At 33.1% G+C, this 18,057-nt stretch carries 19 protein-coding genes; 12 read left to right on the plus strand and 7 right to left on the minus strand.

What is annotated here, in order from left to right:
* The 6 genes from TD29_RS01230 to groL all read left to right on the plus strand — a co-directional run bounded on the left by TD29_RS01230 (nucleotide 1) and on the right by groL (nucleotide 4,271).
* Entirely contained in the window at nucleotides 1-198 is a 198-nt protein-coding gene (locus TD29_RS01230; RefSeq protein WP_040278336.1) for a hypothetical protein, read from the plus strand.
* Between the two features lie 3 nt (nucleotides 199-201).
* On the plus strand, nucleotides 202-705 hold the full coding sequence (locus TD29_RS01235; protein WP_040278337.1) for an LptE family protein: 504 nt from the start codon (nucleotides 202-204) through the stop codon (nucleotides 703-705).
* Nucleotides 706-1,683 (plus strand): hypothetical protein, encoded by a 978-nt coding sequence (locus tag TD29_RS01240; protein WP_040278338.1) that lies wholly within the window; start codon nucleotides 706-708, stop codon nucleotides 1,681-1,683.
* Complete coding sequence (secG, locus tag TD29_RS01245) at nucleotides 1,683-2,036, plus strand: preprotein translocase subunit SecG (RefSeq protein WP_040278339.1); 354 nt, start codon at nucleotides 1,683-1,685, stop codon at nucleotides 2,034-2,036. Before TD29_RS01240 ends, secG begins: the two co-directional genes overlap by 1 nt.
* A gap of 222 nt (nucleotides 2,037-2,258) precedes the next feature.
* The gene (locus TD29_RS01250; RefSeq protein WP_040278340.1) at nucleotides 2,259-2,534 is read left to right on the plus strand and encodes a co-chaperone GroES; all 276 of its coding nucleotides are present in this window, start codon (nucleotides 2,259-2,261) and stop codon (nucleotides 2,532-2,534) included.
* 102 nt (nucleotides 2,535-2,636) lie between these two features.
* Nucleotides 2,637-4,271 carry a chaperonin GroEL gene (gene groL, locus TD29_RS01255; protein ID WP_040278341.1) on the plus strand — a complete coding sequence of 545 codons (1,635 nt, stop codon included), beginning with the start codon at nucleotides 2,637-2,639 and terminating at the stop codon, nucleotides 4,269-4,271.
* Between the two features lie 619 nt (nucleotides 4,272-4,890).
* Here groL and TD29_RS01260 read toward each other — a convergent pair.
* The 6 genes from TD29_RS01260 to xrtF form a co-directional block, all read right to left on the minus strand.
* Nucleotides 4,891-5,244: a heavy-metal-associated domain-containing protein gene (locus TD29_RS01260; protein WP_040278342.1), complete on the minus strand. Its 354-nt coding sequence runs from the start codon at nucleotides 5,242-5,244 to the stop codon at nucleotides 4,891-4,893.
* An 86-nt stretch (nucleotides 5,245-5,330) separates the two neighbouring features.
* Nucleotides 5,331-7,571, minus strand: coding sequence for a TonB-dependent receptor plug domain-containing protein (locus tag TD29_RS01265; protein ID WP_040278343.1), 2,241 nt, complete (start codon nucleotides 7,569-7,571; stop codon nucleotides 5,331-5,333).
* Between the two features lies 1 nt (nucleotide 7,572).
* Complete coding sequence (locus TD29_RS01270; RefSeq protein WP_040278345.1) at nucleotides 7,573-8,328, minus strand: heavy-metal-associated domain-containing protein; 756 nt, start codon at nucleotides 8,326-8,328, stop codon at nucleotides 7,573-7,575.
* A 73-nt stretch (nucleotides 8,329-8,401) separates the two neighbouring features.
* Nucleotides 8,402-8,815 (minus strand): HYC_CC_PP family protein, encoded by a 414-nt coding sequence (locus tag TD29_RS01275; RefSeq protein ID WP_241485194.1) that lies wholly within the window; start codon nucleotides 8,813-8,815, stop codon nucleotides 8,402-8,404.
* 57 nt (nucleotides 8,816-8,872) lie between these two features.
* Nucleotides 8,873-9,301 carry an exosortase F system-associated membrane protein gene (locus TD29_RS01280; RefSeq protein WP_040278346.1) on the minus strand — a complete coding sequence of 143 codons (429 nt, stop codon included), beginning with the start codon at nucleotides 9,299-9,301 and terminating at the stop codon, nucleotides 8,873-8,875.
* Nucleotides 9,294-9,845: an exosortase family protein XrtF gene (gene xrtF, locus TD29_RS01285; RefSeq protein ID WP_040278347.1), complete on the minus strand. Its 552-nt coding sequence runs from the start codon at nucleotides 9,843-9,845 to the stop codon at nucleotides 9,294-9,296. The genes TD29_RS01280 and xrtF overlap by 8 nt, the downstream gene beginning before the upstream one ends.
* An 88-nt stretch (nucleotides 9,846-9,933) precedes the next feature.
* Here xrtF and TD29_RS01290 point away from each other — a divergent pair, with 88 nt between their 5' ends.
* The gene (locus TD29_RS01290; RefSeq protein ID WP_040278349.1) at nucleotides 9,934-10,389 is read left to right on the plus strand and encodes a GAF domain-containing protein; all 456 of its coding nucleotides are present in this window, start codon (nucleotides 9,934-9,936) and stop codon (nucleotides 10,387-10,389) included.
* An 80-nt stretch (nucleotides 10,390-10,469) separates the two neighbouring features.
* Here TD29_RS01290 and TD29_RS01295 read toward each other — a convergent pair whose 3' ends face one another.
* The gene (locus TD29_RS01295; RefSeq protein WP_040278431.1) at nucleotides 10,470-11,717 is read right to left on the minus strand and encodes an ABC transporter permease; all 1,248 of its coding nucleotides are present in this window, start codon (nucleotides 11,715-11,717) and stop codon (nucleotides 10,470-10,472) included.
* A 184-nt stretch (nucleotides 11,718-11,901) separates the two neighbouring features.
* Between TD29_RS01295 and purH the strand changes: the two genes are divergently transcribed.
* From purH to mrdA, 5 genes are all read left to right on the plus strand, one after another.
* A complete protein-coding gene (gene purH, locus TD29_RS01300; RefSeq protein WP_040278351.1) occupies nucleotides 11,902-13,434 on the plus strand; it encodes a bifunctional phosphoribosylaminoimidazolecarboxamide formyltransferase/IMP cyclohydrolase in 1,533 nt (510 codons plus the stop codon).
* Between the two features lie 293 nt (nucleotides 13,435-13,727).
* Nucleotides 13,728-14,756, plus strand: coding sequence for a rod shape-determining protein (locus TD29_RS01305; RefSeq protein ID WP_040278352.1), 1,029 nt, complete (start codon nucleotides 13,728-13,730; stop codon nucleotides 14,754-14,756).
* Between the two features lie 24 nt (nucleotides 14,757-14,780).
* Entirely contained in the window at nucleotides 14,781-15,611 is an 831-nt protein-coding gene (gene mreC / locus TD29_RS01310) for a rod shape-determining protein MreC (protein ID WP_040278354.1), read from the plus strand.
* Nucleotides 15,604-16,110 carry a hypothetical protein gene (locus TD29_RS01315; protein WP_040278355.1) on the plus strand — a complete coding sequence of 169 codons (507 nt, stop codon included), beginning with the start codon at nucleotides 15,604-15,606 and terminating at the stop codon, nucleotides 16,108-16,110. Before mreC ends, TD29_RS01315 begins: the two co-directional genes overlap by 8 nt.
* Entirely contained in the window at nucleotides 16,107-18,056 is a 1,950-nt protein-coding gene (mrdA, locus tag TD29_RS01320) for a penicillin-binding protein 2 (protein ID WP_052466934.1), read from the plus strand. The genes TD29_RS01315 and mrdA overlap by 4 nt, the downstream gene beginning before the upstream one ends.
* Nucleotide 18,057: the final 1 nt, after the last annotated feature.

An 18,057-nucleotide genomic window follows, 5' to 3' on the forward strand; every position in this document is an offset into this window, starting at 1 on the left:
ATGAAAGCCATAGAAATATTTATGATTAAAAAATCGTTTACTAGAAACAGCTCTGAAGCCATTAGAAAAGAAGCCGAAGACCTCGTAAACGAAAAACATTATCAAGGCTATCGTGTTATCAATATCGATTTTGATGTTGCCGATAATGCTGGTTATATTTACGCATATATCACCATGAAAAAACCTAACACCTACTAATTTATGAAAACAATTAAATATCTTATTGTATGTTCAGCAGCTTTACTACTTTTTGGTTGTGGTCCTTATTCGTTTACAGGAGTTCAGGATTTAAAGGCTGAAACATTTCAGGTTAATTATTTTCAAAACAATGCTAATTTAATTGAACCAGGATTAGATAGAGATTTCACAATTGCTTTACAAGATTTAATTGCAAATCAAACCAATTTAAATTTAACTACATCTAACGGTGATTTAGTATATGAAGGTGAAATCATAGAATATCGTATCTCACCAACAACTGCTCAAGCCAATAGCACAGCAGCTCAAAACAGATTAACCATTGGCGTTAATGTGAGACTTTTTGATAAAGACAATCCCGATGAAGAGTTCGAACAACGTTTTTCTTTCTTTTATGATTATAGTGGAACGACTCAATTAATTGGCGCTCAAAAAGAAACCGCTCATGAAGAAATTTTTGAACGTCTCACACAAGATATTTTTAATGCAACATTGGCTAAGTGGTAAATGAATAAAACAGATTTCACATATATTCTTCAAAACCCAAAGCACATTACAAATGCTCAAACCGGTGAATTGCACAATTTAAGCATCAAATATCCTTATTTTCAATCGGCAAGAGCACTTTATCTCAAGGGTTTAAAAAACAATAACAGCTTTAAATACAATCAAGAATTAAAAACTACAGCAGCTTACACAACAGATCGTAGTATATTATTTGATTTTATTACTTCGGAAATTTTCAATCAAAACGAAATATCTCAAGTCATCAAACAAAACTCAGAGCATTTAAAGGACATCACAGTTAATGATATAGTCGACATATCGGTAGATAAAAGCGTCACTATTGATGATGCATTAAAGCAACATATAAAAAATACTGAAGGTGTTCTCGATCCAGACCTGTTTGAGCAAAAAATAAACACCGAAGATGTGGCTCACTTTTTAGCGCTTCAAGAAACTACTCCAGAGCAAGTTATTGTTGATATAGACGCCAAACATATTGAGGCAAAACCAGAAGATGTTTTACAAATTGGCAAACCATTAAACTTTGAGAAAACCGAAACTCACTCCTTCACAGAGTGGCTTAAAATCACAAGCTTTAAACCTATTCAAAGAGACGAGAAGGATGTAAACGCTCCAATTTCCGAAGCACAAAAAACAGCAACCCACAGTAATTCACCGCTAGACAAATCAGCTTCTATCCATAAAAAGTTCGAGCTTATTGATAAATTTCTCGAGAACAACCCTAAAATAGTACCTAGTAAAGCATCAAAAAAAATCCATATAGATACGAGTGAAAAAGTTCCTCACGACGGATTGATGACAGAGACTTTAGCTAGAATTTATCTAGAACAAAACAACTACGCCAAGGCAATTCAATCTTATAAAATATTAAGTTTGAAATATCCAGAAAAAAGTGGTTTCTTTGCAGACCAAATTAAAGCAGTAAAAGAATTACAAGAAAATAATACTCAAAAATAATGAATACGTTTACAATCTTTTTAATCTTAATTATACTAGTATCATTTTTACTAGTTGTAGTCGTTATGGTTCAAAACCCTAAAGGAGGAGGATTATCTTCTTCATTTGGAGGTGGTGGCACACAACAATTAGGAGGTGTTAAAAAAACGACAGACTTTTTAGACAAAAGTACGTGGGCTTTAGCAACTTTATTATTGGCCTTAATTTTAGCCTCTAACTTTGCCATTCCTGGAGCAGGAGGTGTTGAGGATTCTAAAATAATTAATGGTAGTGACACAACGACAACCGCTCCTGCAACAACACCTGTTGATGATGCAGCAGACAATATTGCAACACCTGGAGATTCTTTATAAGAACACTCTATATTTTATAATATACAAAATGCCAACTATGTAGTTGGCATTTTTTTTATGCCCTAATTTCTCTATATAACTTCGGAAATCTGAACGCTCTGCAACTTTGTCAGTTAAACACAGTTGGCACATTTTTAGCATAAAGTTTACCAGCCTGCAGGCAAGCAGGAATGTTGATTGTTTATCAACGTATAATATTTAATCAAATAACTGATATAAAACATGAGCTTAAACATTAAACCATTAGCAGACAGAGTTCTTATTGAACCTGTACAAGCTGAAACTAAAACAGCTTCAGGAATTATCATTCCAGACAACGCTAAAGAAAAACCACAAAAAGGAAACGTTGTTGCCGTTGGTAAAGGCACTAAAGACGAACCAATGACAGTAAAATCTGGAGACACTGTACTTTACGGAAAATACGCTGGTACAGAACTTAAACTAGAAGGTAAAGATTACCTCATCATGCGTGAGAGTGATATTTTAGCGATTGTTTAACAATTGCTTTTCGCTATTAGCTTTTTGCTATTAGCACATAAAATCTAAATTAAAAACATATAGCTAAAGGCCAAAAAGCCAATAGCTAAAAATTTAAAAGACATGGCAAAAGATATAAAATTTGATATAGAAGCACGCGACGGATTAAAACGTGGTGTTGATGCATTAGCAAATGCAGTAAAAGTAACATTAGGACCAAAAGGTCGTAACGTTATCATTGGACGTTCATTTGGAGCGCCTCAAGTAACTAAAGATGGTGTTTCTGTTGCAAAAGAAATTGAACTAGAAAATGAGCTTGAAAACATGGGAGCTCAAATGGTTAAAGAAGTAGCTTCTAAAACTAACGACTTAGCTGGTGATGGAACAACCACTGCAACTGTATTAGCTCAAGCTATCGTAAAAGAAGGTTTAAAAAACGTCGCTGCAGGTGCCAACCCAATGGATTTAAAACGTGGTATTGACAAAGCTGTTCAAGCCATTGTTAAAGATTTAGAAAAACAATCTAAAAAAGTAGGTAGCTCTTCTGAAATGATTAAGCAAGTAGCGGCTATTTCGGCTAACAATGACGATACTATTGGTGAGTTAATTGCTAAGGCATTTGGAAAAGTTGGTAAAGAAGGTGTTATTACTGTTGAAGAAGCTAAAGGTATGGAAACATACGTTGATGTGGTTGAAGGTATGCAGTTTGACAGAGGTTATTTATCACCTTACTTCGTTACAGATTCAGATAAGATGATTGCAGATTTAGAGAATCCTTACATTTTATTATTTGACAAAAAGATTTCTAACTTACAGGAAATTCTCCCAATATTAGAACCAGTAGCTCAATCTGGTCGTCCATTATTAATTATTGCTGAAGATGTAGAAGGTCAAGCCTTAGCTACTCTAGTTGTGAATAAATTACGTGGTGGATTAAAAATTGCTGCTGTAAAAGCACCAGGATTTGGAGATCGTCGTAAAGCTATGCTGGAAGATATCGCTATTTTAACTGGAGGAGTTGTAATCTCTGAAGAAAGAGGTTTTTCTCTTGAAAATGCTGATTTAAGCATGCTAGGAACTGCTGAATCTGTAATGATTGACAAAGATAACACTACCATTGTAAACGGTTCTGGTAAGTCTTCAGATATCAAAGCAAGAGTAAATCAAATAAAAGCGCAAATTGAGACTACAACTAGTGATTATGACAAAGAAAAACTTCAAGAACGTTTAGCTAAATTAGCTGGAGGAGTTGCCGTACTTTACGTTGGTGCAGCTAGTGAAGTTGAAATGAAAGAAAAGAAAGATCGTGTTGATGATGCTTTACATGCAACTAGAGCTGCAGTTGAAGAAGGTATTGTAGCTGGAGGTGGTGTTGCTTTAGTGAGAGCTAAATCTGTATTAGAGAAAATCACAACAGATAATCTCGATGAAACAACAGGAATTCAAATTGTAGCAAGAGCAATAGAAGCTCCTCTAAGAACTATTGTTGAAAATGCTGGAGGAGAAGGATCTGTAGTTATCAATAAAGTTTTAGAAGGTAAAAAAGACTTTGGTTTTGATGCTAAAACTGAAACTTATGTTGATATGCTAAAAGCAGGAATCATTGATCCTAAAAAAGTAACACGTATTGCATTAGAAAATGCTGCGTCAGTTTCTGGTATGATTTTAACTACTGAATGTGCTTTAGTAGACATCAAAGAAGAGTCTCCAGCTGGCGGAATGCCTCCTATGGGTGGCGGAATGCCAGGAATGATGTAACATTCTTTAGCTAATCGTTACAAATAAAAATCTCTCACTTTTATGGGAGTAAACAATAAAACAGCCTTAGATTTTTATCTAAGGCTGTTTTTTTTTAATTACACAAATTCTATTGATATATATATAAAATTACTGTGGCGCACGATTGAGATCAATTGAATTGCTTTTTATTTGCATCTCATCAAGTAACAGATGGTCTTCATCAAATTCATAACGAGATAAGATAATAGTATTGATTGATGGTCATAGATAATAATCATCAATTTTTGACAACTACTTTATTGTTATATCATGAGAAACATAAGACCCTAGTAATGGTATATCAAAAAATAAAGCACTACATAATATAATATGTAGTGCTTTGTTTTTATAAATTAATTTTAATTAGACAACTCATTCTAAATGATTGTCTTTTCTCAAGAAACTACTTCTTAACAGTAGTCCTTTTGTTCGCCTTTTTAGCCTCTAATTTCTTAGTAGCTTTAGTAATTTTTGGCGTTCCAACTTGCTTTCCTTGTGCCATAATTGCAAAATTTAATAATTAAATTATACATTAAAGGTACATTGGCAACACATCAACTGATACTCTTATTAGTAAATATTTAACTAAAAGTGATTGTTAATTTTTATGATCATCAATCACCTCATCATCTCTATATTTACAACAAGGATGAACCGTTGCATAAGCTTCATCTGTAGCTTTTAACGCTTTGGTATCATGACCAACAGCTGTAACTTTTTTTCTAATAGAATCTAAGTTTGTTTTGCGAGCATCGTAGATTAATTTAAGCTCGTGGGTATCTACAGACCATATTGCTGATTTCACTCCTTTTGTTCTAATAGCTGCTTTTTCAATGCGCTCTTTACACATGTTACAAATACCATCTACTTCTAATGATGCTCTTTCATTTTTGTTTTGAGCAAATGTTACTGTAGTTATCAATAACACTAATACTGTAATTACTTTTTTCATGATTTGTTTTAATTTTTGTTGACATTCAGAGCGACAGCGAAGAATCTTTTAGAGAGTCCTCATTTCAATCGGAATGACAAAACGGGTTATTTTATTTTAAATCGCAATCCTGCGTAGTACATACTACCATAAATTGGGCCATACACAAATGTTGTATCAAAATTTGATCCAAAAGGATCATTTGCACCTAAAATAGGATTATCTTGCCTCACGTTTGTGATATTTTCACCTCCTAAATATACTTCAAATTTTGGAGAAAACACTTTTGTTACTTGTGCATTTAAGGTACTTACGGTTGGGGATTCTGCGGAAACTCTAAAGGCTTCAGGATTCGTGCTTGTTGATGAAAAACGTTGCTCACTAAGCCAATTATAAGTGAGATCAAATTTCCATCGTGCAAACTCTCCTTCTTTTACGTGAGTTTCATACGATGCATTAGCAAAAAAGCGATGCTTAGGTATTAATGGCTTATCTAATTTGCCTGAGCTATACGTGGTTTGTACATCATAATATTTATAGGCAGTTCTAAAATCAAAATGCTCAAAGACATTATAGTTTAATTCTACCTGAAAGCTATTAGCATAACTTTTACCTTCTAGATTATAGAAATTAACTTCTTGAGGATTTTCCCAATCTATTACGACTTGATTTTCAAAATCAGTTCGATAAAAATCAAAGGTCACATCTGCTTTTCTTCCGAAGAGATTAAAACCTTGAAGGTAGGATAGCCCGTAATTCCATGCAATTTCAGGATCTAACCCGTAGATATTTCCGGAGGAATTCAAAATATTTATAGTACGCGATGTAGCGAACATATTTTGATTTTCTGCAAAAATATTTGCACTACGCTTACCTCTGCCTATTGAGGCGCGAAATGCTGATTTCTCCCAAGGCGTATATCTTGCATGTAAACGAGGTGTTAAAAACTCACCTAATAGATTATGGGTATCAAAACGCAGTCCTGCAGTGACAGTTAGCTTATCTAAATCGTCATAAGCATATTCAAAAAATGCACCAGCAGATCGTTCACTACGCTCAAAATCTACACCTATAGCATATTCGTCATAATGATCGTATGTAAAACCTAAGCCTGTTTTTATTTTATGCCTAGAATCGCTAATAATTGAATTATACATCACATTAGAATACACACTGTTATGATTTATATCATACTGATTTAATCCAAAATAAGAATCTTGATTATGACTACTAAAAGCAAATTGAACCCCTAAACTTTGCCATGGCACCTCAGGATTTACGTAGCCTAGCTTCGCAGAAACTTCAAAACGCTCTGTATCAATCTCGCTTCCCCAAGCATTCGTTGTCAAGCGATCTGTATCAGGATCAAAATCAAGTTGACCTGATTGCTTTGCATCATTTAGGTAACGTACATTTACAAAGCTAACTATACCTTTTTCAGGATTTGTGTATTGCCAGCGGTTCATCACATTGATTTGATTGTACAAGGGCATGTCTAAAAACCCATCATCATTAACATCATGTTTTTCTTGATGTGTATTACCATGAACATATAAACCTGTACTCCATTTATCACTCACTTTAGTATTAAAATGGGTATTCAATTCTAAGCGTTGACTACTAGCTCCATATAAATTTAAAAAGAACTTATCATCTTTTGTTGGCTTTTGTAACTCGGCATTGATTTGCCCTGCAATACTTTCAAACCCATTGACTACACTTCCTGCACCTTTTGTAATTTGGATGCTTTCTACCCAAGTTCCTGGTATAAAACTTAACCCATAAGCTTGAGAGGCTCCTCTTATAGATGGAATATTTTCTTGAGTAATTAAAATATATTTACTGGTAAGCCCTAACATTTTTATTTGTCGCGTACCTGTTACTGCATCTGAAAAGTTGACATCAATAGATGGGTTGGTTTCAAAGCTTTCAGACAAATTACAACAAGCAGCTTTTAAAAGTTCGTCGCTACTAATTGTCATTATATTTTGAGCACTCATATAAGATCTAGATGTTGCTTTTTTTCTTGCGGTTAATACAATTTGATCTAGATCACTTGTAGCTTCTAATAAATGTTTAATGTATTTGGGAGAAGTAATCGTTATTGTATCTGTTTTAAAACCTACATAACTAATTACTAGTTTTGTATAACTCGATTCATAAGGAATACTAAATTTTCCATCTATATCGGTAACTGCACCAACAGATGTGTCGAGCCAAAACACATTGGCTCCTGCTAACGGAAACATTTTACTTCCATCAACTTTCTCTGTAACGATACCTTCAATTTTCTCTTGGGAGAACATCAATAAAGGTATCATTACCATAATATATATTATTTTTTTCATTTTAATTGCTTGTTTTTAATAGCATGATTATCGCCATAATAATCATGATGCTATTTTCAATAAAAGTGGCTTTAGTCATAGGAAGTTTTAATGCCGTCCCTAAGCAAGCACATTGAATTGATTTTTTACTTAATAGTGTTTTTGTAACTCCAATTGTTGTAATTCCGAGAATAACTAACGTTGTAATTAATGCTAAAGGAATTTCAATACGCATTAAAAACATAACACCTAATAACAACTCTATAAATGGATATACCCAACCGTATGTTGGCCATGCTTTAGCGAGTGGATCATACATTTTAAAACTTTCTGGAAATCCTTTTAAGTCTAATAGCTTGAAAAAGCTAAAAACGATATAGAATAATCCCATAAAATCGAGCATAAAGCCTTCAATATGCAACGGGTCATAATTCATTAAAAAAGAACCCACAAGGATATATCCAAAGATTAAAAAGAGCGGAAACAATTGTTTGAGCTCACTTTGTTCTTCTGTTTTTTGACTTGTAATTTGTGAAGTCGACGTACTGGAATTTGAGGTAAAGACATTTTTACTTTCCTTTCTAGTGATTGAATATTTAGATGGTAAGGCTTGTTTTAAAATTTCCGTAGAAATAGAATGCTTCATTGAAACCTCAACGTGTTTAGTTTCTAAATTTATAGATACATCGGTAACGTCATCTATCGTTTTTAAAGCTTTCTCTACCGCAGCTTTACAGCCATTACAGGTCATACCTGTAACAATATATGTATGTGTCATTATTATTTATGAGTGTAAAATTAATTATTGGACCAAAAATTGATCGTTAATAAATCTTAGAACATAAATAATATCAAATAAGGAAGACTTGATCGAGAACGTGTATGTCTGCAATCAATTTAGGAGGATTATAATCTCGATGAGGATTTGTCTGCTTTTCTAAAACTTGAAACAGACCTGTATATGAATATAAATAAGATGCTAAAAATAGCTGTTGATCTAATTCTAAATCATCAAAAGTTTTTACCGTTAGTTCTTTTTGACCTTGTAGTGTTTCTAAAGTGTCTTTACAGCAATGCATAAATTTGATTTCTTCATGCTTACTTTCAATATTATCTGAAGCACATTTTTCTAAGTCGGTAAAAACAGCTACATCTATTAAAACATCTCCACAAAAATGTTTTTCTACAGTAAATGATACCGTAGATAACAATAACAAAAGCGTCATTGCAATAGAACATAGTTTATGTAAAATTTGTTTTAACATGTTACAAAGTTAAAAAAAAGAAAATAGCTTTTAAAAAATTATAATTTGATTAACAGTTTAATTTTTAAGCTTATGATAATAAAACGCTGGAACTAAGAGCAATAAAAGTATTGGCTGGATTAAAAAGCGTCTAAAGTTAAAAAACAAATAATAATCTTCTTGTCTTGGATTAATAACAAAATACAGGAAGAATATCATTAAAATCACATAAGCAATGCTATAAACGGCTAATGAAAACCTTACTATTGATTTATCCCTAAAAAAACTATAAATAATACCTAAAGAAATCACTGTATTGAGCACAAATCGTAATGTGGTGTACAAAGACAATTTTAAAATTTCTCTTCGTGGAGAATCTAAACTTAAGTAATCACTTTTAAAAAAAGACAGGTATGGATCGTAAAATAATTCGTCTTCAAAAACACGAATTAAAATGAGCATTCCAAACAAAAGCATGAGTATAATGTAGCTTAAAAAATTACGCATGTTGCTTTTTATTTTTTGAAAATCGATTCACCCAAAACATCCAAAGTAAAAATACCATACCATAAATAATCATAGGAAAAACAACAGTATGCAAAATATCTTCACGCCAAGGATACTCATACAACCCAATAGATAAAATCGCAATTCTAATGAGATTCACTACGTAAATAAGCACACTACCAGTTAGTAAATAAATAAAAGTGGCTTTAAATTTTTCGGCAAAAGCAATGATAAATGAAATAAATAAAATGATTACACTTATAGAATTACAGCCTTCTACTACTCTAGCTACAAATTTAGAATTTACAATTAATTTCATTGAAGGTTCATCTGGATGTGGTAAAATCTCGGCATTATAACCAAAAGTATTGATTAGAGATTCACTTTGTTTTGCCACTAAGTTTGTTAAGTAGTCTGGATAATACTTTGATCCATCAGAAACATCTAAATATAACTTATAACACAACGTAAGCACGATATAAACCGTAAGAAAGGTTAATATGAACTTTACGACAGATTTGTATTTAACAAGAAGTGCTTTCAAAAAACTATAGATTAGTTGAGTTAAAATTATACAAAATGAATATAGAAATAGCACTTTTTAAATACTTTTACCAAAATTTTTGAAACCTATGATTTTTGAAACCCTAAAACCTCAAGTTGAAAGCATTTTAACAAATACTTCTAAAACAGTAGACGAACGCCTTTTATTAACTTGTGAGCTTCTTGAAAACCATATAGATTACTATAATTGGGTAGGGTTCTATTTTAAAAATGGTGACAAAAATGAACTCAAATTAGGACCTTACGTTGGTGAGCCTACAGATCATACTATTATTCCCTTCGGAAAAGGGATTTGCGGACAAGTAGCTGTCTCAAATGAAAACTTCGTCGTACCAGACGTCGCAGCTCAAGATAATTATATTGCTTGTAGTATCACTGTAAAAGCTGAGATTGTAATTCCTATTTTTGTGAATGGCGAAAATCTAGGTCAAATTGATATAGACTCAAATACACCAGATCCATTTACTCAAGACGATGAGCGATTTTTAGAGTTTGTTTGTGAAAAAGTTGCTAGTATACTCTAATCGTATTGTTCTCGTAAAGGCACAACACATGTTGAGTTAATACTCTAGATTTTTTTTTGCATAAGTAGAAGCACTCAATACTACATTCCAGTTCTAATCGCCTCAACAGGATCTAAGCGAGCAGCAGATATGGCTGGTATAATACCAGAAACCAAACCAATAAAGGTTGATAGCCCAAAGCCTAGAAAAATATTTGATAAGGATAATACAAATTCAAAATCTAGCATAGCATTTGCGGCTAGTGATATTAACCATACCAACATGATACCAATTAAACCACCTAAAACCGAAAGAATCACTGCTTCAAACAAAAATTGAAGTAAAATAAATTTATTTTTAGCGCCTAGAGATTTTTGAATCCCAATGAGGTTTGTACGTTCTCGCACACTCACAAACATAATGTTGGCAATCCCAAATCCACCAACAAGTAATGAGAAACCACTAATAACCCAACCAGCTCCATTAAGAAATCCAATTATACCATCAACAAAATCGGTTAAGCCAGACAATGTATTTATAAAGAAATTATCTGGTTCATCAGCCTTTAAACCTCTATACGCTCTATATTTTTGCTTTAAAACAGCTTCAAAAGCTCCTATATCAATATTTTTCTCTGGTTTTACTATAACTGCTCCTGCTAAGCCTTCTGCACCTCCATTTTTAAAACGGCGTACAAAATTTGCCGGCACAAATGCTTTTTCATCTGGAGAATCTCCCAAACCATTACCCATTTTTTTGAGCACTCCAATAACAGTCATTTTTCTACCAAAGGCCCTCACTGTTTTTCCTATTGGGTTTATAGTTCCGAAGAGATTTTCGGCAGTACCACTACCAACAACCATTACGTTTGCTCCCGAATTAGATTCAGATTCATTATAAAAACGACCTTCCTTAAGTTTTAAGCTTTCAATATCATAAATACCATTAGATACAGGCGTCACATTAACTCCAGTAACAGTATTACCTTCATATTTTATATTCTCACTTCCTCCAAAAATTACATAAGCCATCGCTTCAATATTTGGAACACTACGTTGTATAAATTCAAAATCATCATACTCGGTTTGAGGAAAGTTATCACGTTGCCATCTAGGAACTTCGGTTGGACCAAAAGAATATTTCGTGATGTACATCGTATTTTTATCCAAACCACTTAATTGGTCTTTAATACTTTTATCTAAAGAATCGACAGCAGCTAACACGGCAATAATTGAAAAAATACCAATTGTAATTCCTAAAAGCGATAAAAATGTACGTAATTTATTATTACGTAAAGCATTGATAGCAAACGAAAAACTCTCTTTAAATAGCCTAAGATATAAAAGCATACAATTGGTTTGTTTTACCAGATTAATTCTAGAATTATAAAGATAGGACGTTTTCAACAATTTATTGTTACAAAAAATTGAAACAAACTGCATTTTGGTGACATTTAAGGATTTGATATTATGTATTTTTGCGCTTTAATTTTTACAAAAACAACAAAAATTCACAACCACAACAACACAACTCATGAGTAACAACAAAACCATTAAATCTGCCTTAATATCAGTTTTTAGTAAAGACGGATTAGCACCAATCGTTAAACAACTAGACGAGCAAAATGTAACTATCTATTCTACAGGTGGTACAGAAAAATTTATTAAAGACTTAGGCATTAAGGTCATTCCTGTTGAGGATGTGACATCATACCCTTCTATTTTGGGAGGACGAGTAAAAACCTTACATCCAAAAGTATTTGGAGGTATTTTAAACCGTCAAAACCACGATGGTGACGTTGCAGAAATGGTTGATTTTGACATCCCACAAATAGATGTGGTCATTGTAGATTTATATCCTTTTGAAAAAACGGTGGCTTCGGGCGCACCAAACCAAGACATTATAGAAAAAATTGACATTGGAGGTATTTCTCTAATTCGCGCAGCAGCTAAAAATTATGCAGATGTCATTTGCGTATCATCTGTTGATGATTATGCAGAGTTTTTAGATCTCTTGAAGTCTAAAAATGGCGAAACTAGTGAAGCTGATAGAAAACAATTTGCGGCAAAAGCTTTTAACGTATCATCGCATTATGATTCGGCAATTTTTAATTATTTCAATGCAGATCATAGCATCCCATCATTAAAAATTAGCGAAACCAACGGACAAGTTTTACGTTATGGTGAGAATCCTCATCAACGTGGTTTTTTCTTCGGAAATTTTAACGACCTGTTCACGAAACTCCACGGAAAAGAATTAAGTTACAACAACCTTCTTGACGTCGATGCAGCTGTAAATTTAATGAACGAATTTAAAGGAGAAGCACCAACATTTGCAATCCTAAAACACAACAACGCATGTGGCTTTGCGCAACGTGATACCATTAGCCAAGCCTATACAGATGCTCTAGCAGGAGACCCAGTATCTGCTTTTGGAGGCGTTTTAATTTCTAATACCGAAATTGATAAAGCCACAGCCGAACACATTCACACCTTATTTTGTGAAGTGGTAATTGCACCTTCTTTTACCGAAGAGGCTTTAGAAATCTTAAAAGGAAAGAAAAACAGAATTCTATTAGTTTTACACGATGTTGAATTCCCTAAAACCACCGTAAGAACTTGTCTTAACGGTATTTTAGTACAAGACAGAAATAGCAAAACTGACACCCTTGAAGATTTAAAACAAGCTACAAACACGGCACCTACACAAAACGAATTAGACGATTTAATATTTGCTTCTAAAATTTGTAAGCATACAAAATCTAACACGATTGTATTAGTAAAAAACAAACAGTTATGCGCCAGCGGAACAGGACAAACAAGTCGTGTAGATGCGCTTAACCAAGCTATACATAAAGCAAATTCTTTCAATTTTGAATTAAAAGGAGCTGTTATGGCAAGTGATGCGTTTTTTCCGTTTCCAGACTGTGTAGAAATTGCAGATAACGCAGGTATTACTGCTGTAATTCAGCCAGGAGGCTCTATAAAAGACCAATTAACAATTGATTATTGCAATGCCAATAATGTAGCTATGGTGATGACAGGTACGCGTCATTTTAAGCATTAAAACCCTTAAAAAAAGAGATTTTAAAACTTGAAAAGCTCTATTTTTATTTTAAATAGTGATTTTTGAGTTTTAAAATTTCCGAAGAAAAAAAGATAAAATTTAAAAGGTTATTAATCCTTTAGAAGCAAAACATCCAAAACCAAAAAGTAAACGTTTAACTATAAAAAGTTAACCACTTAATTTTCATGTAAATTGAAATTAAAATAAACCTTAAATATTTATTAAGTTTTACTATTTTTACAACACGTCAAAAACCGAATACAATAACACCCTCATAATACTTAGAACAACGCATGGGATTTTTTGATTTCTTAACAGAAGAAATAGCCATAGATTTAGGAACCGCAAACACACTTATTATCCATAACGACAAGGTTGTTGTAGATAGTCCATCTATAGTTGCAAGAGATAGAATTTCTGGAAAAATAATTGCCGTTGGTAAAGAAGCCAACATGATGCAAGGTAAAACGCACGAGAACATCAAAACCATTAGACCTTTGAAAGATGGTGTAATTGCAGATTTTGATGCCTCAGAGCAAATGATAAGTATGTTTATCAAAAATATTCCTGCATTAAAAAAGAAATTATTTACGCCTGCACTAAGAATGGTAGTTTGTATCCCATCTGGAATTACTGAAGTAGAAATGCGAGCTGTAAAAGAGTCTTGTGAGCGTGTAAACGGAAAAGAAGTTTACCTTATTCATGAGCCAATGGCAGCTGCAATTGGTATTGGTATTGATATTATGCAACCTAAAGGAAACATGATCGTTGATATTGGAGGTGGTACCACAGAAATTGCGGTTATTGCACTTGGTGGTATTGTTTGTGACAAATCGGTTAAAGTTGCAGGAGACGTATTTACAAATGACATTATTTACTACATGCGTACACAACACAACTTATATGTTGGTGATCGTACTGCGGAAAAGATAAAAATTCAAATTGGTGCTGCTACTGAAGATTTAGATATGCCACCAGAAGAAATGAGTGTTCAAGGACGTGATTTATTAACTGGTAAGCCTAAGCAAGTTCAGATATCGTTTCGTGAAATTGCAAAAGCTTTAGATAAATCTATTCTTAGAATTGAAGATTCTGTCATGGAAACCTTATCACAAACACCTCCAGAATTGGCAGCCGATATCTATAACACTGGAATCTATTTAGCAGGTGGTGGATCAATGTTAAGAGGTCTTGACAAACGATTATCACAAAAAACAGATTTGCCAGTTTATATCGCAGAAGATCCTTTGAGAGCCGTTGTTCGTGGTACAGGAATCGCGCTAAAAAATCTAGCAAAATTTAAAAGTGTATTGATAAAATAAGAAGAATAGGAATACCTACATAGCATGCAACAAATTATTAACTTTGTCATTAGAAACAAAACCTTCCTTTTGTTTCTGTTGCTGTTTGTCATTTCTTTAGGATTAACAATACAATCTCATTCATATCACAAAAGTAAGTTTATAAACTCGGCTAATTTTTTAACTGGTGGTATTTATGAAGGTGCTAGTGGTATATCAAATTATTTTGATTTGGATGACCAAAACGAAATTCTTGTAGAAGAAAACAATAGGCTGCGTTCTCAAATTTTTAATAGCAATGATTCTGTTGCCATGGAAACACCATTTGTCGATAGCCTATCTTATGCTGGTCGCTATAAAATTCAAACAGCTAAAATCATCAATAATAATTATGCCTCTACAAAAAATTATCTCACCATAAATAAAGGGGAACGAGATTCTATAAAAGAAGATTTAGGAGTTATTACATCAAAAGGAATTGTTGGTATTATTGACAATACGTCTAATGGTTATGCTAGGGTACTTTCTATTTTAAATACAAAAAGTAGAATTAATGCGCAGCTAAAATCCTCTAATCATATTGGATCATTAAAATGGGATGGTAACTCTGGATCAACAACTGTACAGCTCACAGATATTTCTAAATTTGCACCTGTAAAAATAGGCGACACCATCATTACTGGTGGACAATCTACTATTTTCCCAAAAGGCATTCATATTGGCACAATAGATTTGTTTGATTTAGATATAAGTGGAGATACATACACCATACAAGTGAAGTTATTTAATGATATGACCAACTTATCACATGTATACGTTATAGAAAATTTAGATTCTCAAGAAATTAAGCTTTTAGAAAACCCAATTGATGAATAGTTTTAACGTAAATAGCATCTTTAGGTTTGTAACATTAATACTCATTCAAGTTTTAATATTTAACAACATTAACTTTATGGGTTCTATTAATCCATATCCTTATATTCTATTTGTATTATTATTTCCAATTAACAACAATCGTACACTTTTTATCTTCCTTAGTTTTATGTTAGGATTGTTTGTAGATATCTTTTCAAATTCGGGAGGAGTACATGCAGCTGCTTGCGTCACCATTGCATTTATAAGACCTCCTGTTTTAAAGTTTGCTTTTGGAATGATTTATGAACATCAAACTATTAAATTTAATAATACCGAATTTGGAAATAGAGTAATCTATTTTTCAATCCTTATATTTATTCATCATCTTATTCTGTTTTCGTTGGAAATATTTAACATTTCAAACATAATTTTAGTCGCACAGAAAACGTTATTCTCTAGTATTTTTACTATTATACTATGTGCACTAATTTCTATACTTTTCAGTAATAAACAACGATGAGAAAAATTTTACTTTTATTAACTGTTATCCTTGTCGGACTTTTATTCATTTCACGTCTTTTCTATTTGCAAATTTATAATAAAGAAGCCTATAGCCTTTTTGAAGACAGTGCCATTAAAAAAGAATATGACTACCCAAAACGAGGCTATGTTTATGATAGAAACGGAAAATTATTAGTAGCCAACCAGCCATCCTATGATGTTATGGTTATTCCTAGAGAGGTTGAACCGTTAGACACCTTAGAATTTTGTAAACTATTAAAAATCACTAAAGAGGATTTTATAAAAAAATACAATAGAGCTAAAAACTACTCGCCTCGATTACCATCGCCATTTGTACCACAATTATCTAAAAAAGATTATGCTGTACTTCAAGAAAAAATGCGAAAGTTTGACGGGTTCTATATTCAAAAAAGATCATTGCGCGACTATCAAACGTCAATTGGCGCTAATGTTTTAGGAGATTTAGGAGAAGTTAACCAACGTACTATAGAAAAAAAACCTTATTATTCTCTAGGAGACCTTATTGGCAAACAAGGGATAGAATTATCGTATGAAGACGTACTAAAAGGTGTAAAAGGAATTAAGTTTAGTCAAAAAGATAGATTTAACAAAATAATTGGTCCATACAAAAATGGACGATTTGACACCTTACCGCAACCAGGAAAAGATATAAAAATCACAATTGATTCTGAACTCCAAAAATACGGTGAGCTCTTAATGACCAATAAAAGAGGTGGCATAGTTGCCATTGACCCATCAAATGGCGAGATTTTAGCGCTAGTTACTGGGCCAAGTTACAACCCAAACCTATTAGTAGGTAGAGAGCGTAATAAAAATTTTTCTAGATTATATTTAGATACTATTGCACGACCAACTTGGGATCGAGGATTACAAGCACAATACCCACCAGGATCTCCATTTAAAGTTATTAATGCACTTATTGCTTTGCAAGAAGGTGTCATGGAACCTGAAGAAAAAGTAACCTGTAGAATGGGTTATTACTACGGAAGCAGAAAACTAACAGGTTGTCACCATCATAAAAGCCCTGTAGATATGAATGCAGGAATCGCACAATCTTGTAACGCCTATTTTGTCTCTGCATACCGTAAAATCATAGATAAATATGATGATGCAGGAGAAGGAATGAATATTTGGGCAGATCATGCTAAAAGTTTTGGACTAGGCAACTTCTTAGGTTACGACCTACCAGTTGGTCAAAAAGGAAGAATACCAGATGGCGATTATTACGATAGAGCTTATGGCGACAATCGTTGGGGCTCAACCTATATTGTATCAAATGCAATTGGCCAAGGGGAAGTTGAAGCAACACCAATACAACTTGCAAATATGGCTGCAGCTATAGGTAATCGTGGTTATTATTACACGCCTCATATTATAAAAGAAATTGAAGGTGACACCATACCAAGTAAATACACTACTCGTAAAGAGACTACAATAGACAAGAGACATTTTGAGCCAGTGGTACAAGGTATGTTTGATGTATATAACAAAGGTACTGCTGCTTCACTTCGTATTCCTGGTATTGATATCTGCGGAAAAACAGGTACTGCAGAAAATTTCATTAAAATTGATAGTGTAAAAACCCAGCTAACAGATCATTCCATTTTTGTAGCTTTTGCTCCAAAAGATAATCCTAAAATTGCAATAGCAGTTTTTGTAGAAAACGGATATTGGGGAAGTAGATTTGCTGGACGTATGGCAAGTTTAATGATTGAAAAATATATCAATAATGACATTACTAGAACAGATTTAGAGCATTGGATTCTCACACATAGTTTAGAAAACGAATATGCAAAACCGTATTCTGGAGAACCGTTTAAAATTAATAGAGAAACTTCACTTCAGGTGATTCCTAAAACTCAAGCTCCCGATGATGATTTTAATAGTTCAATCAATGTTGATACCAATAAACCCAAATTGTAAA

This window comes from Psychroserpens damuponensis (assembly GCF_000826655.1).
Lineage (GTDB): Bacteria > Bacteroidota > Bacteroidia > Flavobacteriales > Flavobacteriaceae > Psychroserpens > Psychroserpens damuponensis.